Source organism: Mycobacterium sp. IDUB_28, from assembly GCF_055419285.1.
The window spans coordinates 343,589-369,711 of the sequence record NZ_JBVAXK010000001.1; the positions used below are offsets into that span (position 1 = coordinate 343,589).

The following is a 26,123-nucleotide window of genomic DNA, read 5'->3' on the forward strand; positions in this document are numbered from 1 at the left end:
TCGGCTACATCGCCTGCAAGGTGAGCGGTGGGCCCGGATCCGGTGACAGCGGCACGTTCTCGCGTTGCATCAGCCAGCCGGCGATGTTGTGGAACAGCGGCGCGGCGGAGTGCCCCGGGGTGCCGTCGGCGTTGCGCTGCGGGTTGTCCATCATGATGCCGATGACGTAGCGCGGGTTGTCGACGGTGGCCATGCCCGCAAAGGTGATCCAGTAGACGTCGTCGAAATAGCACCCGCAACTCGGGTTGATCTGCTGCGCGGTGCCGGTCTTGCCGGCCATCTGGTAGCCGGGCACCGACGCTGCGGGTCCGGTGCCCTGCTGGTAACCCATCGGGTCCTGCTGCACCACCGCGCGCAACATGTTGCGCACCGTCTGCGCGGTCTGCGCCGACACCACCCGGATGCCGTCCGGGCGGGGTTCCTCGGTTCGCGTGCCGTCCGGTGCGACGGTGGCCTTCAGGATGCGCGGCGGGATGCGCACCCCGTCGTTGGCGATGGCCTGGTACATGCCGGCCATCTGCAGCAGGGTCATCGAAACACCCTGTCCGATCGGGAGATTGGAGAAGGTGCTGCCCGACCACTGGTCGATCGGGGGCACCAGGCCCGCGCTCTCGCCGGGCAACCCGACGCCGGTGCGTTGACCGAGGCCGAACTTGCGCACCATGTCGTAGAAGCGCTCCGGACCGACCCGCTGCGCCAGCATCAACGTGCCGACGTTGGACGACTTCCCGAAGACGCCGGTCGTGGTGTAGGGCATCACGCCGTGTTCCCAGGCGTCGTGGATGGTGACCCCGCCCATCGAGATGGTGCCGGGCACCTGCAGCACCTCGTCGGGGTTGGACAGGCCGTACTCGATGACCGAGGACGCGGTGATGATCTTGTTCACCGAGCCCGGTTCGAATGGCGAGGACACCGGCAGGTTGCCCAGTTGCCGCTCCCCCTGCCGCCCGAGGTCCTGGGACGGGTCGAAGGTGTTGTCGTTGGCCATGGCCAGCACTTCGCCGGTCCTGGCGTCCAGCACGACCGCCGAGACGGTGTGGGCGCCGGACGCGTTCTTGGCCTGCTGCACCTGCTGCTGGACGTAGAACTGGATATCGTCGTCGAGGGTGAGCTGGATGGTCGAGCCGTGCACCGCCTTGTGCCGGTTGCGATAGCTGCCGGGGATCACGACGCCGTCGGACCCGCGGTCGTAGGTGACCGCACCGTCGGTGCCGGCCAGCATGGCGTCCAGCGCATCTTCCAGACCCAGCAGACCGTGGCCGTCCCAATCGATGCCGCCGACGATGTTGGCTGCCAGCGACCCGCCGGGGTACTGACGCAGGTCCTGGCGCTCGGAGCCGACCTCGGGGAACTTCGCCGAGATCGCGTGTGCGACAGCGGGATCCACTGCGCGGGCCAGGTAGACGAACGACTCGTTGCTCTGCAGCTTCTTCAGGATGGTCGCCGCGTCGGGCTTGTTGTTCAGTCGGCCGGCCACCTCTTTGGCGATGGCGGCGAGCCGCTCCTGGGGGTCCGGTGCGCGCGACGACTTCTTCTTGGCCTCTTCCAGCTGCTGGCGGACCCGGTTGGGCTGGAAGGTCAGCGCGCGGGCCTCGATGGTGAACGCGAGCCGGTCGTTGTGGCGGTCCACGATGGCGCCGCGGATCGCCCGTTCGACGTCGGTGACCTTGAGCTGGCCGGCGGCCTGGGCGTTGAGCTGCGAGGCGTTGGACACCTGCAGGTAGAACAGCTGAGCGATGGCGACCAGCATCAGTACGAAGATGATGCCGTTGCCCGCGCGATGCCGGAAGATGAACGAGGCGCCCCGGGTGGTGACTTCGGCCGCCTGGCGGGTGCGCCGAGCGCGCGCCGAGTGTCCTGCCGGCGCTGCCTCGGGCCGGGCAGTCGCCCGGGATCGCTTGGCGTCGGCGGCTTTCCGTGATCGCTTGGGTTGCCGCACCGCCTGGGCGTCGCGGGCTTTGCGGGGAGTGCGCCGCTCCTCGCCGCGGTTCATCGGGTGGCCCCGGGGGCCGCGGGCGCCGTCGGTATGACGGGCCCGAACTGTTCGGGGTTGGCCGGCAGCGGGGTGGTCACCAGGCCCGGTGGCTGCGGTGTGGGCATCAGCACCGGCGGCTGCGGTGTGGGTACCAGCACCGGCGGCTGCGCGGCGGGCGCCGGGAGCGCGAACCCGTTGGACGGCAGCAGGTCGGCGTGCACGGAGTTGGGCGCCGGGGTGGGCACTGCCGATCCCGGCACGGGTAGCGGACCACCCGGCACGGTCGTCGGAGCCCCCGGTGTCATACCTGGTAGGTGGGGGCCGTCCAGGGTGGTTGCGCCGTTCGGCCCGCGCTGCAAGACCTGCGGCGGCGTCGGGTCCCCGGTGCCCGGTGCGACCCGGACCGCAACCTCAGGCGGGCTCACCACCGGCGGTGGCGGGGGTGGCGGGGGCGCCGCGTCGGGCAGTTTGGCGTTCAACGGCGGCGGCGGCACGCCGTCGGCGGGCCGCGGTGTGCCCACCACCACCCAGGTGCCGTCCGGTGCCTGAACCAGGTGGGCGGTGTCCCTGGTGGGGATCATGCCCTGCTTGCGCGCCGCCTCGGCCAGCGCCGGCGCCGATTCCGCCTCCCGCACGTCGCGCTCCAGCGACTCCTTCTGCTGTTGCAGCATCCGGGTCCGCTCCCGGGCATCGCTGAGCTGATAGGAGCGCTCAGCCGCGTCGGTGGACAACCACAGCGTCAGTCCCAGCCCCACTCCGAGCGAGCCGATGACCAGCACCACGAACGGAATACGGCTGAGCAGCGTGTGTGGCCGCAGGTCGATCTCGGCCAGCCGGGCGGCCAGCCGTTCGGTGAGTTTGGGCCGTACCACCTTGGGCGCCTTGGCTTTCCGGGCCTTGGCCCGAGCCTTGGCCTGGCTGGTGTTCTTCGCCCGGCCCGGCCGTTCCGCGGGTCGGGTTATCGGGCTGGTCTGCGGCCCCGATCTGGGCACCCGGGCTTCGCGGTTGGCACCCGCCGGCGTGCGCGACGGGTTGCGGCGCTGCGACGCGTCAGCCGCGTTGCGGGCACTGGTCCGGGCCGCACGTCGACCGCGACGATCGGTGTCGCGACGTTTCGACGCCTCGCGCTGTGTGCTCATGCATAGCCCTTCCCGCTTGCCCGCTCTACTCGTTGCAGTGCCCGCAACCGCACCGGGGTGCTGCGGGGGTTGCGCTCCATCTCGGCCGCATCGGCGCGTTCGGCGCCGTGCGTCAGCGACCGGAATCGCGGCTCGTGGCCGGGAAGTTCGACCGGCAACCCCGGTGGTGTCCGGGAGGCCGTCGCGTCGGCGAACGCGCGTTTGACGATCCGGTCCTCCAGCGACTGGTAGGCCAGCACCACGATCCGGCCACCCACCGCGAGTGCGTCCAGTGCGGCGGGAATGGCGCTGCGCAACGACCCCAGTTCGTCGTTGACCGCGATGCGCAGCGCCTGGAAGGTCCGTTTGGCCGGGTGTCCGCCGGTCCGCCGGGCCGGCGCCGGAATCGCCTCGTAGAGCAGCGCGACCAGGTCGGCGGTGGAGGTGAACGGGGTGCGGGCGCGTCGCCGTACGATCTGGGCCGCGATGCGCCGGGCAAAGCGCTCCTCGCCGTAGCGGTGCAGAATGCCGGCCAGCTCCGCTTCGGGGTAGGTGTTCACCACGTCGGCTGCCGTCAGCGGCGACGACGGGTCCATCCGCATGTCCAGCGGTGCCTCTTTGGCGTAGGCGAAGCCTCGCTCGGCCCGATCGAGCTGCATCGAGGACACGCCCAGATCGAACAGCACTCCGTCGATGGAATCTGTTGCGCCACAACCGGTTTCATCGAGAGCGGCGTCGATGCCGTCGTAGCGGGTGTGGACCAGCGTGATCCGGTCGGCGAAGCGGGCCAGCCGGGCGCCGGCGATGTCGAGCGCGGTCGGGTCGCGGTCGAGCCCGATCAGTCGCAGCCCCGGCAGGGCGGTGAGGAACCGTTCGGCATGCCCACCGGCCCCGAGTGTCGCGTCGACCAGGACGGCACCGGAACCGTCGGAGTGGTGTCGGGTCAGCGCCGGGTCGAGCAATTCGATGCACCGCTGCGCCAGCACCGGCACATGACCGAAATCACCTGCGCTGCTTCCTGATTCGCCGGAATCCGGGTCAGGCACTTGGACACCTCCCCGGTTCGGGCCGCACCGACTTACCGGCCTGGTCGCCCGTGCACCGTGGTCTCTGACCGAAAGCACGCACCTGACGTTGGGGAAGTACGCCAGGGTCGGTTCGGGCAGAGACCACGGTGCACCGGCATGCACCTCAGAAGATGTCGCCGAGTGCTTCATCGCTGGCCGCGGAGAAGTTCTCTTCGTGGATTTGCTGATAGTTGTTCCAGGCCTGCGCATCCCAGATCTCGATGAAGTCGACCGCACCGATCACCACGCAGTCCTTGGACAGCCCGGCGTAACGACGGTGGTCGGCCGACAACGTGATGCGGCCCTGCGCGTCGGGGTGCTGCTCATCGGTGCCGGCGGCGAGATTACGCAGGAAGGCCCGTGCCTCGGGGTTGCTGCGGGGCGCCTTGCTGGCCCGTCGTGCCAGCTGCTCGAACTCCGAGCGCGGGTAGACGGCGAGGCTGTGGTCCTGGCTCTTGGTGACCATCAACCCCCCTGCCAACGCGTCGCGAAACTTGGCCGGCAGCGTGAGCCGCCACTTGTCGTCGAGCTTGGGCGTGTAGGTGCCGAGAAACACGGCGGCACCTCCAACTTGCTTCTCACCCAAACACTTCGGCCACCATACCCCACAATCCCCCACTTCTCCCCATAAACACCCCTTCCGCGAGTGTCGAAGCGGCGAATCACCGAACCGGGTCGCCATCGGGGTGCGCAAGACTGCCGCAGACAGGGTTCGAAGACCCAGAAAAGCGCATTTCAGAGCCTATTTGGCAGCGCCGAAACGGCGGTGGGGCGAGGTGGGGGGCACCGGACACAAGTTCGCTACGAGTTCGGCACGGAATGGCTTCGTACGCCGCGTTGTGGGTGTCCGGCGGTCCGGAATCTGCCACTGTGTCCGTCGACCCGGCGCGGGACGCTCCGGCACCGACCGGCACGATCGGGCCGGCGAACAGAAACGGGGCAGCCGCTCGGCTACCCCGTCATGTGTTGGCGCGCAGGACTACTCGTCGAAGCGACGCCGGAACCGGTCCTCCATGCGGCTGGTGAACGAACCACCGCCGCCCTTGGCGCGACGCGAGCGCGACGCACTCGGCGGCGACACCCCGTGATCCGCTTTGCCGGGCAACGGCCGACCGGTGACCGCGTACACCACACCGGCGAACATCACCACGAATCCCAGCACGCTCAACACCGGGAAGGTCCCGATCATCGTGGCTTTGAATGCCACCCCGGAGACCAGCATGGCCAGGCCGACCACGAACAACGCGGTGCCCTGCAGACGGCGCCGCGCGGTCGGGGCACGAAAGCCACCCCCGCGGACACTCGACGCGAACTTGGGATCCTCGGCGTAGAGGGCGCTCTCGATCTGATCGAGCATTCGCTGCTCATGATCGGAGAGTGGCATTCGTCCCTCCTTGCCGAAAGATTGTGACGTCATCACCGATAGCACACATATAGCCCGTTGCGGGGCAATTAACTCCGATGATACGAGGTCATTTAGTGCGGTACCACTGATTCGCCCGCGATTCTATCCCGGCGACGACCGCCGCCGCGATACGGCCCGCAACAGCACCGGGTGCCACGCCGCACATCCTGGCTCGGCAAGACTGCTTGTCGCGCAGCCGAGCCCGCGTCCGATACTGGACCCACCGATCCGACCCCGACCAACGCTGAGGAGGACACCGCGACGTGGCGATCTTCCTCGTCGACCTGCCGGCTGCCGAAATGGAGCGCCGCCTCACCGACGCGCTGCGGGTATATGTCGACGCGATGCGCTACCCGCGCGGCACCGAGAACCAGCGTGCCGCGATGTGGTTGGAACACACCCGCCGGCCCGGCTGGCAGGCGGTGGCCGCGGTCGAGGTGGGCAAGCGGGCCGCGGACGGCCCGCCACCCCCGGCGGCCGAACTCCGCAACGCACCGCTGGTGGGCATCGCCTACGGATACCCGGGCGCCCCTGGCCAGTGGTGGCAACAGCAGGTCATCCTGGGGTTGCAGCGCAGCGGTCTGGCGCCGGCGGCCATCGACCGGCTGATGACCAGTTACTTCGAACTGACCGAACTGCACATTCACCCCCGCGCCCAGGGCCGGGGACTCGGCGAGGCGCTGGCCCGCCGGCTGCTGGCGGGTCGCCACGAGGCGAACGTCCTGCTGTCCACGCCGGAGACCAACGGCGAGTCCAACCGGGCCTGGCGGCTGTATCGACGGCTGGGTTTCACCGACGTCATCCGCAGCTACTACTTCGCCGGTGATCCGCGCGCGTTCGCCATTCTCGGACGCGCCCTGCCGCTATGACCGGATGGCGCAGCTGTGCGGCACACCGGGTCTGGCACGATGACCTGGTGCGCGCCAGCTCTCCCCCACTTTCCCCGCTGCGCTCCCGCCGGAGCCGCAAGCTGCTGGCCATCGTCATGCTGCTGATGGTGGTGCCGCTGGCCACCGGATGCCTGCGGGTCCGGGCCTCGCTGACCGTCTCGCCCGACGACTTGGTGTCCGGCGAAATCATCGCGGCCGCCAAACCGAAGAACAACAAGGACACCGGGCCGCAACTGGACTCGAATCTGCCGTTCGGTCAGAAAGTCGCGATCTCGAACTACGACAGCGACGGCTACGTCGGCTCACAGGCGGTGTTCTCCGATCTGACCTTCGCCGAGTTGCCCCAGCTGGCCCACATGAACCCCGACGCCGCGGGGGTCAACCTGTCGATGCGCCGCAACGGCAACCTGGTGATCCTGGAGGGTCGCGCCGATCTGACCTCGGTGACCGACCCCGACGCCGAAGTCGGGTTGACCGTCGCCTTCCCGGGCACCGTCACCTCCACCAACGGTGACCGGATCGAGCCCGAAGTCGTGCAGTGGAAACTCAAACCGGGAGTGGTCAGCACCATGACCGCGACGGCCCGCTACACCGACCCCAACACCCGCTCGTTCACCGGGGCCGGCATCTGGCTGGGCATCGCATCATTCGCGGTCGCCGGGGTGGTGGCGATGCTGGCGTGGGTCAGCCGGGACCGCTCGCCGCGGTTCACCGCGCCCACCGACCAGTCGTCGTCGGCCTGAGTTACTACCCGCCCACTGTCTCCGGCGAGGGCGCCCAGTAGGCGAGCATCTCGGCGAAGGTGTCGAAAGCCGGCCCGGAAACCCCGTAGGTGGCCTCCAGGTGAATGCTCAGCGGAAAACCGAGGTCGGCGACCCCGTCGACCACCCGCTTGTACAGGTCGACGAGTTGAGCGCGTTTGTCCGCGGGCTCGCTGGCCGCCAGCTTCTTGACGAACTCCTGCTCCTCGGCCACCGCGGAGTTACCCGGATCCTGGATCAGCCAGTTGATCAGCCCGACCCGGCTCTCCACTTTGGGCACGAAGCCGAACGACAGCAGGATTTCCGGCCGGTGGTCGGTCTCCTTGGCGAAATCGGTCAGGAACCCGACGATGGCGTCGGAGTAGAGCAACTGGGTCATGCCGTAGGTCGCGCCCTGGTTGCATTTGAAGTTCAGCCGGCCGTGTTCGCCGTCCCGGGTCGGAATCACGATCACGCCGCGATTGGTCACCGCGTCGCGATAGATCGACAACGCGTCGGTGGGCGCCACGCCCGAGCCCTCGCCGTCGTTCATGGTGCGCGGCACCCCGACGAAAACCACCCCCTGCATGCCGGCCGCCGTCAGTGCAGCCAGGCGCTCGCCCAGGGTGTGCTGGTCCAGGAACGCGGTCACCTGGGTGCACAGGCCGTACAAGCCGGGCAGCTCCGGCTTGATGATCGACCAGAAGTCCAGCACGTCGAGCTTGGGCTTCATCGGCACCGGACGGTCGTCGTCCTCGGCGATCATGCCGGGGATCATCACGTGCCGCAGCCGCCCGTCCAGGCCCGACTCGGCGGCGTACCGCACCACCTTGTGCGCGTCCTCCAAAGCCCGCTCGCGGCCGTCGTCCACATTCGGTGGCACCAATTCCAGCGCGATGGTGTTGAGCGTCACGCGGCCCCTCATTCTGCAGACAAGTTGTTCTCGCGCTCCGTCGCGCAAAGCTTGGACAGACCCCACGACAGCATAGGGGCGCGGTAGTCAGCGGCTCCGAGCCGCCGGTGGCTGCGGCTCCGCGTACTCCGGCAAACACCGCGGCGGCATACACTGTCGGGCCAGAGGCACACCGAATCGGAAAGGGGCGCCGCGCTGAGTCTGGAAGCATCGGCAACGTCGGCGACCGTCGAGGTGGCCGGCGCTGTCACCGAACAACTGCGGCGGTACCTGGACGACCGGCGCGGTGAATCCGGTTACCTCGGAGCCGAGTTCGACTCCCTGACCGATTGGCTGGCGGATTTCGTCCTCACCGGCGGCAAGCGCCTGCGGCCGGTGTTCGCTTACTGGGGGTGGGACGCGGTCGCCGGCCGGGCGCCCGATCCCGATGCGCTGCTGCTGTTCTCCGCGCTGGAACTGCTGCACGCCTTCGCCCTGATCCACGACGACGTGATCGACGCATCGGCCACCCGCCGCGGCAAGCCGACCGCCCACATGCACTTCGCAGCGCTGCATCGCGCTCGCCGGTGGCGCGGGTCCGCCGACCAGTTCGGCATCTCGGCGGCGATCCTGCTCGGCGACATCACCCACACGTGGGCAAACGATGTGGTGTCCCGTGCGCCGCTGACCGCCGAGGCCCGGGACCGGGTCGAGCGGGTCTGGACGGCGATCCGCACCGAGGTGCTCGGCGGCCAGTACCTCGACGTGGTCGCCGAAGCCTCGGTATCAGCTTCGGCTGACGAATCGCTGGCCGCCGCGATGACCGTCGCCACCTTCAAGACCGCCTGCTACACGGTGACCCGTCCACTGCAGCTCGGGGCGGCCGCCGCCGCCGACCGTCCGGAGGTGGCCGCCGTCTTCGAGGCGTTCGGCACCGATCTGGGGGTGGCGTTCCAGCTGCGTGACGACGTGCTCGGGGTGTTCGGTGACCCCGAGGTCACGGGCAAGCCGTCCGGGGACGATCTGCGGTCGGGTAAGCGCACCGTGCTGCTGGCCGAGACCACCCGCCTGGCCGAGACGTCCGATCCGGCGGCGGCCCGGCTGTTGCGCGAATCGATCGGCACCGACCTGACCGACGCCCAGGTGCGCGAACTACGGCAATTGATCGAGGGGGTGGGTGCGCTGGCCGCCGCGGAGAACCGGATCACCGAACTCACCGAACGTGCGCTGACCACGCTGGCCTCGGCGCCGATCAGCGCGAGCGCCAAAGCAGGGTTGACCGACCTGGCCCGAGTGGCCACCGACCGGTCCGCCTGAATCGATGAGCGCTCCGACGCCGACCCCGGCCGCCGACACCACGGCTCCGAAAGTAACCGTGGGCCAACGCTTTTCCCGCTTCCGCACGGTCGCTACCGGCTCCGAGGGCGGGCCGGCGCGACTGGGGTTCGTGGGGTCCGTGCTGATCACCCTGGGCGGTCTGGGTGCGGGCAGCACCCGCCAGCACGACCCGCTGCTGGAGGCGATCCACATGTCCTGGCTGCGGTTCGGCCACGGGCTGGTGCTCTCGTCGATCGTGCTGTGGGTCGGCGTGGGTCTGATGCTGATCGCCTGGGTGCGGCTGGGTCGACGGGTACTCGCCGGCGCAGCCGACGAGTTCACCATGCGGGTGACCACCGCCTGCTGGCTGGCCCCGCTGTTGCTCTCGGCACCGGTGTTCAGTCGCGACACGTACTCCTACCTGGCTCAGGGGGCGTTGTTGCGCGACGGCTTCGACCCGTACGCGGTGGGCCCGGTCGGCAATCCGAACTCGCTGCTGGACGACGTGAGCCCGATCTGGACGATCACCACCGCCCCGTATGGTCCGGCATTCATTTTGGTGGCCAAGTTGGTGACGATGCTCGTCGGCAACAACGTGGTGGCCGGAACCATGCTGCTGCGGCTGTGCATGTTGCCCGGGCTGGCGTTGCTGATCTGGGCGGCGCCGCGGCTGGCACGCCACGTCGGCGCCGACGGCGCCAGGGCGCTGTGGATCTGCGTGCTGAACCCGCTGGTGCTGATCCATCTGATGGGCGGGGTGCACAACGAGATGCTGATGGTGGGCCTGATGGCGGCCGGCATCGCGTTGACGCTGCGACGCCGGCAGGTAGCCGGGATCGTGTTGCTCACTTTCGCAATCGCCGTCAAGGCCACCGCGGGGCTGGCGTTGCCGTTCCTGGGGTGGGTGTGGATGCGGCATCTGCGCGACGACCGGGGCTGGCGGCCGGTGCCGGCGTTCCTGGTCGCCGCGCTGTCCACGGTGGCGATTTTCGTGGCGGTGTTCGGGGTGATTTCGGTCGCGGCCGGGGTCGGCCTGGGCTGGCTGACCGCGCTGGCCGGGTCGGTGAAGATCATCAACTGGCTCACGGTGCCAACCGCCGCCGCGAACCTGATTCACGCTTTCACCAGCGGGTTTCTGCCGGTGCAGTTCTACGCCGTGCTGCGGATCGCCCGGCTGGTGGGCATCGGCGTGATCGCGGTGTCACTCCCGGTGCTGTGGTGGCGGTACCGCCGCGACGACCGTGCCGCGCTGACCGGCATCGCCGCGGTGATGCTGGTGGTGGTGTTGTTCGTGCCCGCCGCACTGCCCTGGTACTACTCGTGGCCGCTGGCGGTGCTGGCCCCGCTGGCCCAGTCGCGACGCGCGATGGCCGTGATCGCCGGATTCTCGACGTGGATCATGGTGATCTTCAAACCCGACGGCTCGCACGGCATGTACTCCTGGCTGCACGTCGGGCTGGCGACCGCGGCCGCGCTGTGGGCCTGGCATTCGCTGAACCGCGCCCCGGAAGTCGAGGACGCGCCGGACGACGCTGCCCTCAGTACGCCATAGCCTGGGCGCGCCGCACCACTTCGCGGGCCTGGTGCGCATGCAACGCATCGACCGGGCGCGCGTTGTTCAGGGCGTCCCGGGAGCCGTCGCGGGTGACGGTCAATGAGGGGTCCGGGGTGAAGAGCCAGCGCACGATCTCGGTGTCGTGGTAGCCGCCGTCGTGCAGGATCGTCAACAACCCGGGCAGGCTCTTGACGACCTGGCCGGACGTGGTGAAGAAGACCTGCGGCACCACGAGGCCTCCGGCGCGGCGCACCGCGACCAGGTGTCCCTCCCGCAGCTGTTGCTGCACTTTGCTCACCGGTATGCCGAGCAGTTCGGCGACCCGGGACAGGTCGTAGGTCGGTTCTTCAGGATCGAGTACGTCGTCGCCGGCCGGGATGCTGCCCACCAGGTCAGTCTAGAACCGCAGGACGGCCGCGTCTGCGCCTTCGGTGCGGAATCTGCGCCTACCGCGGGTCAGTCGCGTCGACCCCTACGATGACTGCGTGGCCGAACCTGGATCGCCCGGCATCCCGCCGGGACGCACCGGCCCGTACCGTCGCCCGGCCGGGGACCCGCTGCACGACGCGCTGCTCGACGGCCGCTACCTCATTCAGGAAAAGATCGCCAGCGGCGGCACCTCGACGGTGTATCGCGGCCTGGACACCCGCCTGGACCGGCCCGTCGCGGTGAAGGTGATGGACCCGCGTTACTCCGGTGACCAGCAGTTCCTGACCCGGTTCCAGCTCGAGGCGCGCACCGTGGCCCGGCTGAAGAACCCGAACCTGGTCGCGGTCTACGACCAGGGCCAAGACGGGAGGTACCCGTTTCTGGTGATGGAGTTGATCGACGGCGGCACGCTGCGTGAGCTGCTGATCGAGCGCGGACCGATGCCCCCGCACGCGGTGATAGCGGTACTGCGCCCGGTGTTGAACGGGCTGGCCGCCGCGCACCGGGCCGGTCTGGTGCACCGCGACGTCAAACCGGAGAACGTGCTGATCTCCGACGACGGCGAGGTCAAGATCGCCGATTTCGGTCTGGTCCGCGCCGTGGCGGCAGCGGGAATCACCTCGGCCAGCGTGATCTTGGGCACCGCCGCCTACCTGTCACCCGAGCAGGTGCGCGACGGCACCGCCGGACCCCGCAGCGACGTCTACTCGGTGGGGATTCTGACCTACGAACTGCTGACCGGGCGAACCCCGTTCACTGGCGACACCGCGCTGTCCATCGCGTATCAGCGGCTGGACACCGAGGTCCCGCCGCCGGGCGCCGCGATCGAGGGCGTGCCCACGCAGCTCGACGACTTCGTCGCCTGCGCCACCGCGCTCGACCCCGCGCAGCGCTACGCCGACGCCATCGAGATGGCCGCCGACGTGGAATCGATCGCCGAAGAGCTGAATCTGCCGGACTTCCGGGTGCCGACGCCGCGCAACTCCGCCCAGCACCGCTCTGCGGCGCTGCACCACGATCGGATGGCCGGGCGCCCGGCCGGCGCGCCGGTGCCCCACCCCACCCGTCAGTTCACCCGGGAACCCGGGGACTGGCCCGAACCCGACGATCCGGATGTGCCGGCCGACTTCGATCAGGACGTCGACTTCGACGCCGACGATTCCGGGCACTTCGCCGGCATCCCGCTCGACGAGTTCAGGTGGGAGCGCCAGCACGGCCGGCGCATGATCCTGATCTGGGCGGCGGTGGTGCTGACCCTGACCGGGCTGGTTGCGACCGCGGGCTGGAACATCGGGGTGCACCTGAGCAGCCTGCTGCACGCCGGCTGATCGGCCGGGGTCAGTCGCGCAGCATCTCCGCGACCAGGAACGCCAGCTCCAGCGACTGCTGGGTGTTCAGCCGCGGGTCGCACGCCGTCTCGTAGCGGCCGGACAGGTCGCTGTCGGAGATGTCCTGCGCGCCGCCGAGGCACTCGGTGACGTTCTCGCCGGTGATCTCGACGTGGATGCCACCCGGATGCGTACCCAGCGCGCGATGCACCTCGAAGAAGCCCTGCACCTCGTCGACGATGCGATCGAAGTGCCGCGTCTTGTACCCCGTCGAGGACTCGTGGGTGTTGCCGTGCATCGGGTCGCACTGCCAGATGACCTGGTGGCCCGCGGCCTGGACTTTCTCGATGATCGGCGGCAGCACGTCGCGCACCTTGTTGTTGCCCAGCCGGCTCACCAGCGTCAACCGGCCCGGCCTGTTGTGCGGGTCGAGCCGTTCGACGTACTCCACGGCCAACTCGGGGGTCATGGTGGGCCCGATCTTGACGCCGATCGGGTTGGCGATCACCTCAGCGAAAGCGACGTGCGCACCGTCGAGTTGGCGGGTCCGTTCGCCGATCCACACCGTGTGCGCCGACAGGTCGTAAAGCTGCGGTTCGCCGTTCTCGTCCTCGGACAGGCGCAACATGGACCGCTCGTAGTCGAGCACCAGCGCCTCGTGGCTGGCGTAGATCTCGGCGGTCTGCAGGTTGCGGTCGGCCACCCCGCAGGCGCTCATGAACCGCAGCGCGCGGTCTATCTCGCTGGCCAGCGCCTCGTAGCGGGCGCCGGCCGGCGAGGTGCGCACGAATTCACGGTTCCAGTCGTGGGCCAGGTGCAGCGAGGAGAAGCCTGACGACGTCAGCGCGCGCACCAGGTTCATCGCGGCGCTGGCGTTGGCGTAGGCGCGCACGAGGCGGGACGGGTCGTGGTCGCGGACCGCGGCGTCGGGCGCGAAGCCGTTGATCATGTCACCGCGGTAGGACTTCAGGCCCAGCGCGTCGATGTCGGCCGACCGGGGTTTGGCGTACTGGCCGGCGATGCGCGCCACCTTGACCACCGGCATGCTGGCGCCGTAGGTCAGCACCACGGCCATCTGCAGCAGGGTGCGGATGTTGCCACGGATGTGCGGCTCGGTGTTGTCGGTGAAGGTTTCCGCACAGTCGCCGCCCTGCAGCAGGAATGCCTCGCCGCGAGCGACCTGGGCGAGGTGTTCCTGCAGGCGGACGATCTCCGACGACACCGTCACCGGCGGCACGCTCTCGAGCACCGTGCGCATCGCCGCGGCCTGCTCGGTGTCCCAGCTGGGCTGCTGAGCGGCCGGTTTGGCCAGCGCTGCGTCCAGTTGCGCACGCAAATCGGCGGGCAGCGGCGGCAGCGGCGGCAGCTGGTCGATAGGGATATCGACGGTCCAGTTCATCGGTCCATCGTAACTGTGGCCGTGCGCACCGGCTGATCAGGGCGAACGCTGCTCCGCGGTGATTATCCGGTAGCGGTGCAACTGATCCCGCGCGTCGACCAGGGCGTCGTGCACGTCAGCCGATCGTGGCGGCAGCCGCGGGCAGCCCCGGTCTTCCCACAACTGGCGCAGCTCGCGGGTGAACCGGGGTATCGCTTTGGGCAGAGCGGGCATCGGGCCCCACAGCTGGCACAGCGCCACATGGTCGTAGGCGCCCACCCACGCCCACAGTTCGATCGGGTCGGGGCCGTCCACCCGCAGGAACTCGGTCAGGTCGGCGCGGATCCGGCTGCGCGAGCGCCACAGCTGGGAGGCCGGCGAGGGCAGCTTGGGCAGCACGTGGGTCCGCACCCAGGGCCCGGCACGCTGCGGGTCGAATTCGGTGGATACCGCGTAATACTCGCGGCCGTCCTCGGCGACCACCCCGATCGAGATCAGCTCGATGGTGCGGCCGTCCTCGATGAACTCGGTGTCGTAGAAATACCGCACCGCCGCAGCTTAGTGCGACTCAGCTCGGGCTAGCCCGGCTCCGCTCGGCTCCGCCCGGCTCCGCCCGGCGAGCAGACGCAGAATCGCACGATCCGGCCCGCCGGAGTGCGATTCTGCGTCTGCTCGCGCAGGGGGGGTCAGCTGCTGATAGGGATGGGCTCGGTGCCGTCGGGCGGCGGGGCGGGGTGCACATCCAGGTCCAGTTGGGCGTCGACGGTGCGGTCGTCGGGCAGCTGCGGCGTTCCCGCGATCGCGCCTTGCAGCCACAGCTTGGCCCGCACCACCGGACGCCGCCATCGGCGCTCGCGGGCCAGCGCGCGCCGCATCTTGCCCGGCCGGGTGGTGTAGCGCCAGCGCGCCCACGGTGCATGCGGCCGCGACAACCGAACCGCGCCGATCACCAGCAGCACCACCAGGAACATGCCCAGCAGACCGGTCCACACCTTGCCCTTGAGCAGCACGACCACCGCCAGCGGCAACGTCACCACCACCGCGCCGACCAGGGTGCTCTGCAGCACCACCCAGTCGCCGTCGTAGCGGATCGGCAACAGGAACATCAGCGGGTGCAGGCCCAGGATCAGCAGACCGGCGACGGCCACCGCGGCGAACACCGCGTCCACCGAGGTGCGCCCGTCCTGCTCCCAGTACACGTCGGACAGGTGCAGGATCAGCGCGTATTCGTCGAGCACCAGCGCCGCGCCGATGCCGAAGAAGGTCGCGGCCACCGACAGTTGGGGTACCTGACCGTCGACCGACAACGTCACCAACGTCAGTCCGGCGACCATCACCAGCACCACCCCGAACGTGACGTGGTGGATGTGCAGCGACCCGACGTGGATGTTGCGCGGCTGCCACCATTTGGCCGGGGCACCGCCGCGGACGTCCCGGTGGCGGATGATGCGGACAAAGGTGCGGGTGACGAAAAACGTCAGGATGAAGGCCACCAGGCAGCACAGCAGCGGCAGATGGCCGCGATCGATGATGTCGTGCTGCAGCCAGTGGTGCACTCCCCACAAGCTACGCCAGCGCATCCGCACAACCCGGAAGCCGCGCTGTGCGAACAACACCCGGCGCCGCAACGATAGGCTGTCCTCGACATGAGTAAATGGCGGTCGCCCGACGTGGGCAGTCGACTCGGGCGGGTTTCGCTGTGGTGCCTGCTCTGGCTCCTCGCCGCGCTGGCACTGGGCTACGCGTGCTGGGACCTGTTCGTCGACATCCCTTATCGCATCGATATCGACATCTACCAGATGGGCGCCCAGGCCTGGTTGGACGGCCGTCCGCTCTACAGCGGCAACGTGTTGTTCCACACACCGATCGTCGATCTGCCCTTCACTTATCCCCCGTTGTCCGCGATCGTGTTCAGCCCGTTCGCCTGGATGGGCATGGCGGCCGCCACGCACGTGATCACCGTCTTGACCCTGCTGGTGTTGTTGGTGTCGACGACCATCGTGCTGAGCAGCCTGAACGTCTGGGACGACTCCCGGCTGCTGCCCGGCCCGGCTTTGTTGCGCCGGTCCTGGCTGGCGGTGCTGATCGTCGCGGCGGCCACCGTCTGGCTGGAACCGATCAACTCGAACTTCGCCTATGGTCAGATCAATGCGGTGCTGATGACCCTGGTGATCGCCGACTGCTTCCCGCGTCGCACTCCCTGGCCGCGCGGAGTGCTGCTGGGGGTGGGCATCGCGCTCAAACTGACCCCGGCGGTGTTCCTGCTGTATTTTCTGCTGCGCCGCGACACCCGGGCCGCGCTCACTGCGCTGGGCACCTTCACGGTCGCGACGCTGGTCGGCTTCGTGCTTGCCTGGGGCGACTCCTGGGAGTACTGGACGCACACGCTGCGGCACACCGATCGCATCGGGGACTCCGCGCTGAACACTGACCAGAACATCGCCGGGTCGCTGGCCCGGCTGGGGCTCGGCGAACACGCGCGGCTGCCGTGGTGGGTGCTGGCGTGCCTGGTGGTGCTGGCGCTGACCGTGTGGGCCATGCGTAGGGTGCTGCGGGCCGACGAGCCGTCGCTGGCCGTTATCTGCGTGGCCCTGTTCGGGCTGGTGGTGTCCCCGGTGTCGTGGTCGCACCACTGGGTCTGGATGCTGCCCGCGGTCATGGTGCTGTCGGTGCTGGCCTGGCGGCGGCGCAACGTCGCGCTGGCCGTGGTCGCCGCCGCTGGCGTGGCGCTGATGCGGTGGACGCCGATCGACCTGCTGCCCAAGCATCACGAGTTGACCGCGGCCTGGTGGCGGCAGCTGTTGGGGATGTCCTACGTGTGGTGGGCACTGGCGGTGATCCTCGTCGCGGGCCTCACGGTCACCGCGAAGCTGACATCACCACGCGCTACCGCCCCCGAACGCACGCCGGTAGCGGCCGCCTAGCTATTCCGGGTCACTCGGGGCTAGTCAACCGGCGGCGGTCTCAGGGATCCGCGCCGCGTCGGAGGTCTCCGACTTGGACCCCGCCGGCCCGTCTTCGGTGGCGCTGCCGTCCTTGACGCTGGCCGCGTAGATGTCGACGTACTCCTGCTCGGACAAGCCCATCAGCTCGTACATCACCTCGTCGATGACGGCACGCTCGATGAAGTGGTTGCCGGCCAGCCCGTCGAACCTGGAGAAGTCCATGGGCTCACCGAAGCGCACCGTGACGCGGCCGAACCGCAACCGGGATGTGCCGGGCGGGTTGACCACGTTGGTCCCGATCATCGCCACCGGGATCACCGGGACCCCGGTCTGCAGGGCGAGCCGGGCCAGCCCGGTCTTGCCCTTGTACAGCCGACCGTCGGGGGAACGGGTGCCTTCGGGGTACATGCCCAGCAGCTTGCCCTGGCCCAGAACCTCTTTGGCGGTCTCCAGCGCGGCCTGCGCGGCTTCGGAGTCGCTGCGGTCGATCGGCACCTGGCCGACGGCGGTGTAGAACCAGCGGTTGAACCAGCCCTTGAGCCCGGTGCCGGTGAAGTATTCAGCTTTGGCCAGGAAGGTGATTCGCCGACGCACCACCAGCGGCAGGAAGAAGCTGTCCATGACCGCCAGGTGATTGCTGGCCAGGATCGCCGGGCCGGAACTCGGAACGTGTTCCAGCCCTTCGACTTTGGGACGACCGAGCAGGGACAGCAACGGGCCGAGGAGGACGTACTTAAACAGGTAGTACCACATGGTTCTCCCTCATGCCCCACACCGGAACGGTGTCTGCGCCAACTGTACCCATCGACGATGGCTCCGACCACCTCGCAACCGGGTGGCTCACTCGTGCAGCGTAACGGGGATGGGCTGGTAGCGCGTTTTCGCGGTGCCGTCGCCGGTGGCGCTGTTACCGTCGGCGCCCGGGCCGCCGGAATCGGCACCACCGGATACGTCGTCTTCGGGAGGCACCACGGTGTCGTCGATGTCGGCGACGATCGCCCGGACCACTTCCAGCAGCGCGACACTGTGGTTGGCGATGATCGTCACCAGCGGATGCTGCTCGCCGGTCACCACCGCCGCCAGCGCGCACACCGGGCACCACACCTGCTGGCACTTGCCGGCCCCGCCGCTGATCGCCGTCATGGCTGCCGCACGCACCCCGGGATCGATGCCGTCCAGGATCGACTGCGCCAGCCGGCGCAGTTCGGGACCGATGTCGGTATGAGCCCCACTCACTTTGGCCATACCTCCGGATCTGGTCGAAATCGTACTGTCAGCTCGGTGCCGCGCAATTGGGCGTCCAGCACCGTACATCGTCGCAGTACCGAAGCCAACCTCACCCGGCGACGCACCCCACCTGCGCTGATGACCAGATCGTCGTCGGACCGCCCCAGGGTGAGCGAGCCGGGATCGAGTTGGGGCAACGCTAGTCGCAGTCGGTATATCGAATCCAGCCCCGACCCCGATTCCAGGTCGACGACGGGACGAATGGGGCCGGGCGGGGACTCGCCGCGACGGCGCCGGGCACTGTCGAGCAGTCCGGCCAGGGCCTTGGGTCCGATCGGCTCGCCGGCCTGGTGCGGCACCAGCACCAGCGCCACGTCGCCGATGGTGACGTCCAACTCCTCCAGCACCGCGCGTTGCTCGGAGATCCGTTCGGCATACCAGTAGAACGCGGGATGGTCCGGCAGGCTGCGGTACTCGTAGTTCTCGTCACGCACCAGCACCTGGTTGACCAGGAGTTCCTCTACCCGAACACCCATCAGGGCCAACGACCCCAGCGTCCGGGCGGCCTCCGCGGCAACCACCCGCTCGGGGGTCAGCACCAGGTGCGCGCTGACCGACTCCCCGTCGGCCAGCAGCGAGCCCAGACGATCGACGCTGTCGCTGATGCGTTCCAGCAGGTTCACCACCGCGCCCGACCGGGCGTCGTCGGCGCCGATGCTCAGTCGGCGGTGCCGCGGCCACGCGCGTTCGACATAGAGGCCGAAGGTCGCAGGCAAAGTCAGCATGCGCAGGGCGTCGGCGGTGGAGGCGCAATCGACGACGATGCGGTCCCAGCGGCCGGAGGAGGCGAGTTCGCCGACCGCGTGCAGACCCAGCACTTCTTGGATGCCGGGCAGCGCCGAGAGTTCTTCGGGGGCCATGCTGGCCAGGTCGGAGTCGGGCAGTTGCGCATCGAGCGCCTCGGCGACGTCGCGCCAGCGGTGCTCCAGCAACGCGAGCGTGTCCAGGGCCAGGGCGTCCAGGGAGCCGCCGCTGGGCTCGGCGTCTTCGGTTTCCAGATCGGTGAAGACTCGGACTGCGTCGCCGGTACCCGTCGGCGGCACCGGGACACCCAGTACGTCGCCCAGCGAGTGCGCCTGGTCGGTGGACACGATCAGCACCCGCCGACCACCGCTGGCATCGCACACCGCGGTAGCAGCTGCCAGGGTGGACTTCCCTACCCCGCCCTTGCCGACGAAAAGGCTGATCCGAGCCGGGGTGGGCGCGGCGGAATCACTCAGCCCTCGACTCGTTTCTTCAGGTCTTTCAACGCGCCGTCGATAATCCTGCGCTCGGCCTTGCGCTTGAGCATGCCGATCATCGGGACGGCCAGGTCAACAGCGAGTTGGTAGGTGACGTCGGTGCCAGAACCCTTGGGCGCCAAGATGTATGAGCCCTCGAGGGACTTGAGCAGCGAACTGGACTCCAGCGTCCAACTCAGCGAGTTGCGATCCGCGGGCCACTCGTAGTTCATGATCAGGGTGTCCCGGAAGATGGTCGCGTCCATCAGCATGCAGGCCTTCTTGGCGTAGCCGTCGTCGTCGGTCTCGAGGACTTCGACCTGCTTGTACTCGTTGATCCAGTCCGGGTAGGACTCGAGGTCGGCGATCGCCGCCATCACCTCGGCCGGATCGGCGTCGATATAGATTGTCTGCTCCGTCTTGTCCGCCACCTGGCAGTCCCTTTCGCGTTCCCGTCCCGCACCGTTCTCGGGAGCGCCCTTCTCCCGGCTGAAACGGTACTCCCCTGAGCTGCGTCCTTCGGTCGGCTCGATGCCAACCTCGACCCGGTTAAACTACCGGAGAAACACCGACCGGACGTGACTCTTCCAGGGTCGTCTTCACCTCGAACGCCATTTTCTTGCCCGCTACTCGGCGCCGGTGCGTCATCTTCGCCAGGTTCAGTTTGGCCAACTCCGCGGCCGATACGCCGCTCGGCTCGGCGTGCAGGAAATAGTGCAGGATCACGCCGTCCAGCGACGGTTCCAGCCAGACTTCCATGGTTCCGGTCAGGGCTCCGGTGACCGCCCATCGGATGCCCTTCTCGGCACGGTTCTCGGTGACCTGCAGCCGCAGATCGGGCCACCACCGGCGCCACTTCGACTGATCGGCGACCGCGGCCCCGACCAGCGCCCCGTCGGCCGCGACATACGTCTGGTCAGCAATCTGGATGCTGTTCATCGCCTCAGCTTCACATACTGGCCGACGTCGCGACGGTGCGACCCGGTACCGCACTAGGCTGTTGACAGCAAGCCGACCCCACCTAGGTCAAGCGAGGAAATAGAGTGCGTCAGTACAGTGTCCCTGCCCGCTTTTCGGTAGCCGAGCACGACAATGTGGCGGCCGTGGTGTTCGAGCACGAACGCGACGACCCTGACTATGTGATCTACCAACGCCGGATCGACGGCGTCTGGACCGATGTCACCTGCGCCGAAGCCGCAAGTCAAATTCGTTCTGCCGCACTGGGTTTGATCGGCCTGGGCGTCGAGGCCGGGGACCGGGTCAGTATCTTCTCGGCGACCCGCTACGAGTGGGCGATCCTCGATCTGGCCATCCTGGCGGTGGGTGCGGTCACGGTGCCGATCTATGAAACGTCGTCGGCCGAGCAGGTGCGCTGGGTGCTGAAGAACTCCGAAGCGGTATTGGCGTTCGCCGAAACCGACGCGCACGCGGCGACCGTCACCGAACTCACCGGCGACCTGCCCGCACTGCGCCGGGTGCTGCACATCGACGGCTCCGGTCCCAAGGCTCTGGATCAGTTGGTGGAGGCCGGCGAATCGGTCGACCCCGCCGAGCTGACCGCACGCCAGGAGGGGCTGCGGTCCGAGGATCCCGCGACGCTGATCTACACCTCGGGTACCACCGGACGGCCGAAGGGCTGCCAACTCACCCATTCCAACCTGCTGCACGAGATCCGCGGTACCCAGGACTGCCTGCCGACGTTGCTGTGCGAGGGTCAGCGGCTGTTGGTTTTCCTGCCGCTGGCCCACGTGCTGGCCCGCGCGCTGACCCTGTCCGCGTTCACCAGCAAAGTCACGGTCGGCTTCACCAGCGACATCAAGAACCTGCTGCCGCTGTTCGCGGAGTTCAAACCGACTGTGGTGGTGTCGGTTCCGCGGGTGTTCGAGAAGGTCTACAACACGGCCGCGCAGAACGCCTCCAACGACGGCAAAGGTCCCATCTTCAAGGCCGCGGCGCAGACCGCGGTCGACTGGAGCCGCGCGTTCGACGACGGCAAGCCCGGCCTGGTGCTGCGCACCAAACACGCGGTGTTCGATCGGCTGGTCTACCACAAACTGCGCGCGGCGCTCGGTGGCGACTGCCATGCTGCGGTGTCCGGCGGGGCACCGCTGGGCGCCCGGCTGGGGCACTTCTACCGCGGTGTCGGCCTGACCATCTACGAGGGCTACGGCCTGACCGAGACCAGTGCCGCGATCACCGTCAACCAGGTCAACGGCCTCAAGATCGGGACCGTCGGCAGCCTGTTGCCCGGCAACAGCCTCAAGATCGCCGAAGACAAGGAACTGCTGGTGCGCGGGGGCGTGGTGTTCAGCGGTTATTGGCAGAACGAGCAGGCCACCGAGGAAGCCTTCGCCGACGGCTGGTTCCGCACCGGAGATCTGGGTTCCATCGACGAAGACGGCTTCCTGAGCATCACCGGCCGCAAGAAGGAGCTGATCGTCACCGCGGGCGGCAAGAACGTTGCGCCCGCGGTGCTCGAGGACCAGTTGCGGTCGCACCCGCTGATCAGCCAGGCGATGGTGGTCGGGGACAACAAGCCGTTCATCGGCGCGCTGATCACCATCGATCCCGAGGCGTTCGACGGCTGGAAGAGTCGCAACAGCAAAGCCGACAGTGCCTCGGTGGGCGATCTGGCCACCGATCCCGATCTGATGGCGGAGGTGGATACCGCCGTCAAGCAGGCCAACCTGCAGGTGTCGAACGCCGAGTCGATCCGCAAGTTCCGGATTCTGCCGGTGGACTTCACCGAGGACACCGGCGAGCTGACACCGACCATGAAGGTCAAGCGCAACGTGGTGGCCGAGAAGTTCGCGTCCGACATCGAAGCGATCTACGACAAGGAATAGCGACGGGCGCGTGGCCGGCCGGGATCAGTCCCCGGACAACAGGCCCGCGAGCCGCTCGGTCAAGGTGTCCCAGCGCCACTGCGCCTGCACCCACTCCCGGCCGGCGGCACCCATCGCCGCCGCCCGGTCGCGATCGGTCAGCAGCCCGGTGACAGCTGCGCCGATGTCCTGCACCGAGTTGCCGTCGACCACCAGCCCGGTCTTGTTGTGCTGCACCGCTTCCGGAGCTCCACCGGAATCGCCGGCAACCACCGGTACCCCGGTGGCTGAGGCTTCGAGGAACACGATGCCCAGCCCCTCGACGTCCATTCCGGCGCCGCGGGTACGGCACGGCATGGCGAACACGTCGGCCATCGCGTGATGGGCGGGCAGTTCGTCGCCCGGCACCCCGCCGGTGAAGGTCACGTGGTCGGCGACCCCACGGTCGCGCGCCAACTGGCGCAGCGTCTCCAGATAAGGTCCGCCACCGACGATCACCAGCGCCGCGCCGTCAACCTGCTGCCGGATCGCCGGCAGTGCCTTGATCAGCATGTCCTGGCCCTTGCGGGGCACCAGCCGGGACAGGCACAGCACCGTCGGCCGGTCCCCCAGCCGGTAGCGCTTGCGCAGCTCGGCGCGGGCGGCCGGGTCCGGCCGGAACCGGTCGCTGTTCACCCCGGGCGGCAGGTACTCCAGTGACGCGCCGGGCCCGAAGGCGGGCGCGAACCGAGATCGGGTGTAGCGGCTGACGAAGGTCACGACGTCGGTCCCGTCGCCGATGCGGCGCAGCACCGACCGCGCCACCGGCAGCATCGACCAGCCGACTTCGTGGCCGTGGGTGCTGGCCAGCACCCGGGTGGCCCCGGCCTGCCGGGCGCGCGGCGCCAGCAGGGCCAGCGGTGCGGCCGCGCCGAACCAGACCGTGTCGATGTCGTGCTCGGCGATCAGCCGGCGCATCCGGGCGTCCACGGTGGGAACGGGCAGCATCAGCGTGGTGGGATGGCGCACCACGCGATAGCCGGCGGCGGCGTCAAAAGCCTCGGCGCCCTTCCATTTCGGCGCATACACGGTCACGGTGTGCGCACCGGCGCCGGCCAGCCGGCTGACGAATTCCGCCAGATACGACTGGATCCCGCCGCGCCGCGGCGGAAAGTCGTTGGTTACCAGCAGGACCCGGCTCACCACGTCACGTTAGCCCGGCCGGTCCGCAAACCGGTCCTCGGCGCGCGCAGATCAGGTTCGGTCGGCCGCCCAGTTCCGCCACCGGTTCGGCAGGTCGGCAGCGTCGACGCCGAGCACGGCACGGATGGCGGTCTGCACATCGCCATGCCCCACCCCGCAAGCGGACCGGTAGAGTTCGCGCAATTTCGGCACCCCGTAGATATCGGCGACGAACCGCGCGAACCACCACGCCCGGTCGTATACCTGCGAGCGCTGCGGACCGGTGGCGTCCAGTTCGGAGTCCGTGGGCAGGGTGGTTGCCGCGTCGGCGGGCACCGCGGTCGGCGGCCTGGCCACGTAGTCGGCCACACCTTCGGCCAGCCACCGGGGCGCGTCGGTAGCCGTGTCCGCCCGAGCGGCGAAGTGAAAAAGCTCGTGCGTCAACACAATTCGCAATGCACCCACGCTCATCCCGGCCGCGCCGGGCGCGAACACGATCCGGGCGCCCAGGGCGGTGCGCAGCGCCGGATCGACCCGGTCGACCACGGTGACCGCGGCGATGTCCGTCCACTGCGCCGCCGGACCACCCCCGGCGGCGACCCGGAACTGCTCATCGGTACCGGTGGCGATCACCGGGATCTCGGGTGACCAGTCCGGGCCCCAGAACGCGACCACCGCCTCGACAGCCGGGCGCATGTCCGCTGCCACCCGGGACAGCAGGCGACCGGCATCGGGCCCACCTTCATTCGTTGACCGCACGATGCGATCCGGCGTGGTGCCCACGGCGAATCGGTGCTCGATGCTGTCCGACGACGTGGTGACAACCGGGGCGGGTTGCTCGGCCTGCTGGTGAACCGCGACGACCAGCGCCGCACACAGCTCAGCGACCAGCACGCACGCCAGCGGCAGGGAACGCCGGCGTGAGGCCGCGATCGTCAGTAGCGGCGGGCGTCGTAGATCGGACCGGAGGAGTCCATCGGTACCACCCGGACCGGCTGGCCGAAGGTGGAGGAATGGACCATCATTCCGTCGCCGATATAGATGCCGGTGTGTGACGCATCGGAGTAGAAGGTCAGCACGTCACCGGGCTGCAGCTCGCCGAGCGACACCGGCTGACCGCCGTGCGCCAGCGCCTGACTGGAGTGCGGCAACGAGATGCCGGCCTGCTGGAAGGCCCACATGACCAGGCCGGAGCAGTCGAATCCACCGGGCGCGGCACCACCCCACACGTAGGGCGACCCGATCTGGGTCAACGCGGCCTGGACCACGACGGCACGGTCCCCGCCACCCCCGCCTCCGCCGGGCTGCATGGTGAACGGCGCGCCGGTCACCGGCGGCTCGCCAGGCGCGGGAGCGCCCTCGGGGGCCGGTGGAGCACCCGGCGGCAGGGCCTCGGGAGCCGGTGCCCCCGGAACCTGCTCGGGCACCGGACCGGGACTGGCCAGCGCGGTGCGCTGCGCCGGGGTCAGCGCCAGGTATTGCGACTTCACCACGGCGATCTGCACCTGCAGCTGACTCTGTTTGTGCTGCAGGTTCGCCCGCACCGCAGCGGCCTGCTCGGCGGCGGCCTTGGCGTCCGCCGCGGATTTGGCGGAGACCTGCGCGGCCTTGGCGGCCTGCTCGCCGGCGGCCTTGAAGCTGGCCATCTGCGCGGACATCTGACCTGCCATCACCCGCTGCACGGACAGCCCGTCGATGAGCAGCTGCGGAGAGTCGGCGGTCAGGATGGCGTCCAGCCCGTCGGTGCGGCCACCCATGTAGGTCGCGGCGGCGAGCTTGTTCACTGCGGTCTGGAAGGTGGCCAACTTCGCTTGCGCGGCGCCCACGGCAGCCTGGTCGTCCGCGAGCTTCTTGTCCGCGGCCCGCTGGGCGGCCAGCTTCTCGTTCAGGTCGAGTTGGGCGCTGTGCATCGCCTCGGTGGTCTGCTCGGCCTGACGGGAGAGTTCGTTCAGTTTTGCCAGTGCGTCCTCGGCCGGATCGGCCATCACCGCGGCGGCCGTGATGCCGGAAAACACGACGAAGCTCGTCAACGAACCGATGGCAAACTGCTTGATTGCGCGCGCGGTCAAGTGCCTAAAGTCGAGCCTCAAGATTTGCTTCCTTAAACTGCCATCGACGCCAATGCGACGAGCTGGTTTAGGTCTCAAACAGGTTACGAAATGATATCGACGTTTGTCCAAAGGGACGGGTTAAGAAATTAGGTAGATTTCTGTCATTTTTATGTGAAGCCGGGTTCATGCCGTCGTCGACCCTACACGAGGTATCACGCCACGCCAGACTCCCTTCCGCGCCGGATCGGCACCAGGCGCAGCCGCGGCGCCATCCCCACCTCTGCCAGCGCTTCCAACGCGACTTGCTCGTCGTAGGAAAGGGTTTCGGGTACGCCGAGCAAGACGCTCACCACACAGTCGCGGCATCCCGGGCCGCGCACCGCGCAGTCATCGCAGTCGATGACAACCGGCTCCCCCGGGCGTGGCGCACTGCCACCGCGGCTTTCGGTTCCGCTGCTGAATGCCATCTGAGTCGGTCCTCTCGGTCGGGCCTGCGTACTGAAATGCACGGTAACGGCGGGCACCGACAACAACGGTCGG

26 protein-coding genes are annotated in these 26,123 nt (G+C 68.6%); 7 read left to right on the forward strand and 19 right to left on the reverse strand.

What is annotated here, in order from left to right:
* Positions 1 to 4: 4 nt before the first annotated feature.
* The 5 genes from ACZYZ9_RS01645 to ACZYZ9_RS01665 all read right to left on the reverse strand — a co-directional run bounded on the left by ACZYZ9_RS01645 (position 5) and on the right by ACZYZ9_RS01665 (position 5,544).
* Positions 5 to 1,993 (reverse strand): peptidoglycan D,D-transpeptidase FtsI family protein, encoded by a 1,989-nt coding sequence (locus ACZYZ9_RS01645; protein WP_463824457.1) that lies wholly within the window; start codon positions 1,991 to 1,993, stop codon positions 5 to 7.
* Positions 1,990 to 3,114, reverse strand: coding sequence for a cell division protein FtsL (gene ftsL / locus ACZYZ9_RS01650; protein ID WP_463824458.1), 1,125 nt, complete (start codon positions 3,112 to 3,114; stop codon positions 1,990 to 1,992). Before ftsL ends, ACZYZ9_RS01645 begins: the two co-directional genes overlap by 4 nt.
* Positions 3,111 to 4,283, reverse strand: coding sequence for a 16S rRNA (cytosine(1402)-N(4))-methyltransferase RsmH (gene rsmH / locus ACZYZ9_RS01655; RefSeq protein ID WP_463824459.1), 1,173 nt, complete (start codon positions 4,281 to 4,283; stop codon positions 3,111 to 3,113). Before rsmH ends, ftsL begins: the two co-directional genes overlap by 4 nt.
* A gap of 1 nt (position 4,284) precedes the next feature.
* Complete coding sequence (gene mraZ, locus ACZYZ9_RS01660; protein ID WP_463824460.1) at positions 4,285 to 4,716, reverse strand: division/cell wall cluster transcriptional repressor MraZ; 432 nt, start codon at positions 4,714 to 4,716, stop codon at positions 4,285 to 4,287.
* A 423-nt stretch (positions 4,717 to 5,139) separates the two neighbouring features.
* Positions 5,140 to 5,544: a DUF3040 domain-containing protein gene (locus tag ACZYZ9_RS01665; protein ID WP_463824461.1), complete on the reverse strand. Its 405-nt coding sequence runs from the start codon at positions 5,542 to 5,544 to the stop codon at positions 5,140 to 5,142.
* A gap of 284 nt (positions 5,545 to 5,828) precedes the next feature.
* Between ACZYZ9_RS01665 and ACZYZ9_RS01670 the strand changes: the two genes are divergently transcribed.
* Both ACZYZ9_RS01670 and lppM read left to right on the forward strand, forming a co-directional pair.
* Entirely contained in the window at positions 5,829 to 6,434 is a 606-nt protein-coding gene (locus ACZYZ9_RS01670) for a GNAT family N-acetyltransferase (RefSeq protein ID WP_463824462.1), read from the forward strand.
* Positions 6,435 to 6,550: 116 nt separating this feature from the next.
* Positions 6,551 to 7,198 carry a lipoprotein LppM gene (gene lppM, locus ACZYZ9_RS01675; RefSeq protein ID WP_463824914.1) on the forward strand — a complete coding sequence of 216 codons (648 nt, stop codon included), beginning with the start codon at positions 6,551 to 6,553 and terminating at the stop codon, positions 7,196 to 7,198.
* A 4-nt stretch (positions 7,199 to 7,202) separates the two neighbouring features.
* Here the strand turns inward: lppM and ACZYZ9_RS01680 are convergent, their stop codons facing one another.
* On the reverse strand, positions 7,203 to 8,108 hold the full coding sequence (locus tag ACZYZ9_RS01680; RefSeq protein WP_463824463.1) for a mycobacterial-type methylenetetrahydrofolate reductase: 906 nt from the start codon (positions 8,106 to 8,108) through the stop codon (positions 7,203 to 7,205).
* A 234-nt stretch (positions 8,109 to 8,342) separates the two neighbouring features.
* Here ACZYZ9_RS01680 and ACZYZ9_RS01685 point away from each other — a divergent pair, with 234 nt between their 5' ends.
* Together ACZYZ9_RS01685 and ACZYZ9_RS01690 are read left to right on the forward strand one after the other, a co-directional pair.
* Positions 8,343 to 9,404, forward strand: a complete 1,062-nt coding sequence (locus ACZYZ9_RS01685) for a polyprenyl synthetase family protein (protein WP_463824464.1) — start codon at positions 8,343 to 8,345, stop codon at positions 9,402 to 9,404.
* Between the two features lie 4 nt (positions 9,405 to 9,408).
* On the forward strand, positions 9,409 to 10,956 hold the full coding sequence (locus tag ACZYZ9_RS01690; RefSeq protein ID WP_463824465.1) for an alpha-(1->6)-mannopyranosyltransferase A: 1,548 nt from the start codon (positions 9,409 to 9,411) through the stop codon (positions 10,954 to 10,956).
* Here ACZYZ9_RS01690 and ACZYZ9_RS01695 read toward each other — a convergent pair.
* On the reverse strand, positions 10,943 to 11,347 hold the full coding sequence (locus tag ACZYZ9_RS01695) for an Rv2175c family DNA-binding protein (RefSeq protein ID WP_463824466.1): 405 nt from the start codon (positions 11,345 to 11,347) through the stop codon (positions 10,943 to 10,945). The two genes, ACZYZ9_RS01690 and ACZYZ9_RS01695, sit on opposite strands and share 14 nt — an antisense overlap.
* A 97-nt stretch (positions 11,348 to 11,444) precedes the next feature.
* On the opposite strand from ACZYZ9_RS01695, the gene ACZYZ9_RS01700 reads away from it, so the two are divergent.
* Positions 11,445 to 12,716, forward strand: a complete 1,272-nt coding sequence (locus ACZYZ9_RS01700; RefSeq protein ID WP_463824467.1) for a protein kinase domain-containing protein — start codon at positions 11,445 to 11,447, stop codon at positions 12,714 to 12,716.
* A gap of 10 nt (positions 12,717 to 12,726) precedes the next feature.
* Here ACZYZ9_RS01700 and ACZYZ9_RS01705 read toward each other — a convergent pair whose 3' ends face one another.
* The 3 genes from ACZYZ9_RS01705 to ACZYZ9_RS01715 form a co-directional block, all read right to left on the reverse strand.
* Positions 12,727 to 14,115 carry a class II 3-deoxy-7-phosphoheptulonate synthase gene (locus ACZYZ9_RS01705; protein WP_463824468.1) on the reverse strand — a complete coding sequence of 463 codons (1,389 nt, stop codon included), beginning with the start codon at positions 14,113 to 14,115 and terminating at the stop codon, positions 12,727 to 12,729.
* Between the two features lie 36 nt (positions 14,116 to 14,151).
* Complete coding sequence (locus ACZYZ9_RS01710) at positions 14,152 to 14,643, reverse strand: polyadenylate-specific 3'-exoribonuclease AS (protein WP_463824469.1); 492 nt, start codon at positions 14,641 to 14,643, stop codon at positions 14,152 to 14,154.
* A 137-nt stretch (positions 14,644 to 14,780) separates the two neighbouring features.
* Positions 14,781 to 15,674 carry a hypothetical protein gene (locus ACZYZ9_RS01715; protein WP_463824470.1) on the reverse strand — a complete coding sequence of 298 codons (894 nt, stop codon included), beginning with the start codon at positions 15,672 to 15,674 and terminating at the stop codon, positions 14,781 to 14,783.
* 66 nt (positions 15,675 to 15,740) lie between these two features.
* On the opposite strand from ACZYZ9_RS01715, the gene ACZYZ9_RS01720 reads away from it, so the two are divergent.
* The gene (locus ACZYZ9_RS01720; RefSeq protein WP_463824471.1) at positions 15,741 to 17,018 is read left to right on the forward strand and encodes a glycosyltransferase 87 family protein; all 1,278 of its coding nucleotides are present in this window, start codon (positions 15,741 to 15,743) and stop codon (positions 17,016 to 17,018) included.
* Between the two features lie 24 nt (positions 17,019 to 17,042).
* Here the strand turns inward: ACZYZ9_RS01720 and ACZYZ9_RS01725 are convergent, their stop codons facing one another.
* The 5 genes from ACZYZ9_RS01725 to ACZYZ9_RS01745 all read right to left on the reverse strand — a co-directional run bounded on the left by ACZYZ9_RS01725 (position 17,043) and on the right by ACZYZ9_RS01745 (position 20,485).
* On the reverse strand, positions 17,043 to 17,792 hold the full coding sequence (locus ACZYZ9_RS01725) for a lysophospholipid acyltransferase family protein (protein WP_463824472.1): 750 nt from the start codon (positions 17,790 to 17,792) through the stop codon (positions 17,043 to 17,045).
* 87 nt (positions 17,793 to 17,879) lie between these two features.
* On the reverse strand, positions 17,880 to 18,275 hold the full coding sequence (locus tag ACZYZ9_RS01730) for a hypothetical protein (RefSeq protein WP_463824473.1): 396 nt from the start codon (positions 18,273 to 18,275) through the stop codon (positions 17,880 to 17,882).
* Positions 18,272 to 19,546 (reverse strand): ArsA family ATPase, encoded by a 1,275-nt coding sequence (locus tag ACZYZ9_RS01735; protein ID WP_463824915.1) that lies wholly within the window; start codon positions 19,544 to 19,546, stop codon positions 18,272 to 18,274. Before ACZYZ9_RS01735 ends, ACZYZ9_RS01730 begins: the two co-directional genes overlap by 4 nt.
* The gene (locus ACZYZ9_RS01740) at positions 19,543 to 19,977 is read right to left on the reverse strand and encodes an SRPBCC family protein (RefSeq protein WP_463824474.1); all 435 of its coding nucleotides are present in this window, start codon (positions 19,975 to 19,977) and stop codon (positions 19,543 to 19,545) included. Before ACZYZ9_RS01740 ends, ACZYZ9_RS01735 begins: the two co-directional genes overlap by 4 nt.
* 118 nt (positions 19,978 to 20,095) lie before the next feature.
* Complete coding sequence (locus tag ACZYZ9_RS01745) at positions 20,096 to 20,485, reverse strand: polyketide cyclase / dehydrase and lipid transport (protein ID WP_463824475.1); 390 nt, start codon at positions 20,483 to 20,485, stop codon at positions 20,096 to 20,098.
* A gap of 104 nt (positions 20,486 to 20,589) precedes the next feature.
* On the opposite strand from ACZYZ9_RS01745, the gene ACZYZ9_RS01750 reads away from it, so the two are divergent.
* A complete protein-coding gene (locus ACZYZ9_RS01750; RefSeq protein ID WP_463824476.1) occupies positions 20,590 to 22,392 on the forward strand; it encodes an AMP-dependent synthetase/ligase in 1,803 nt (600 codons plus the stop codon).
* A 24-nt stretch (positions 22,393 to 22,416) separates the two neighbouring features.
* Here ACZYZ9_RS01750 and pimB read toward each other — a convergent pair whose 3' ends face one another.
* The 4 genes from pimB to ACZYZ9_RS01770 all read right to left on the reverse strand — a co-directional run bounded on the left by pimB (position 22,417) and on the right by ACZYZ9_RS01770 (position 26,050).
* A complete protein-coding gene (gene pimB / locus ACZYZ9_RS01755; protein WP_463824477.1) occupies positions 22,417 to 23,553 on the reverse strand; it encodes a GDP-mannose-dependent alpha-(1-6)-phosphatidylinositol monomannoside mannosyltransferase in 1,137 nt (378 codons plus the stop codon).
* 51 nt (positions 23,554 to 23,604) lie between these two features.
* Positions 23,605 to 24,426 carry a hypothetical protein gene (locus tag ACZYZ9_RS01760; protein ID WP_463824478.1) on the reverse strand — a complete coding sequence of 274 codons (822 nt, stop codon included), beginning with the start codon at positions 24,424 to 24,426 and terminating at the stop codon, positions 23,605 to 23,607.
* A gap of 41 nt (positions 24,427 to 24,467) precedes the next feature.
* Positions 24,468 to 25,622 carry a peptidoglycan hydrolase RipC gene (gene ripC, locus ACZYZ9_RS01765; RefSeq protein WP_463824479.1) on the reverse strand — a complete coding sequence of 385 codons (1,155 nt, stop codon included), beginning with the start codon at positions 25,620 to 25,622 and terminating at the stop codon, positions 24,468 to 24,470.
* Positions 25,623 to 25,795: 173 nt separating this feature from the next.
* Positions 25,796 to 26,050 (reverse strand): hypothetical protein, encoded by a 255-nt coding sequence (locus tag ACZYZ9_RS01770; protein ID WP_463824480.1) that lies wholly within the window; start codon positions 26,048 to 26,050, stop codon positions 25,796 to 25,798.
* Between the last annotated feature and the right edge of the window lie 73 nt (positions 26,051 to 26,123).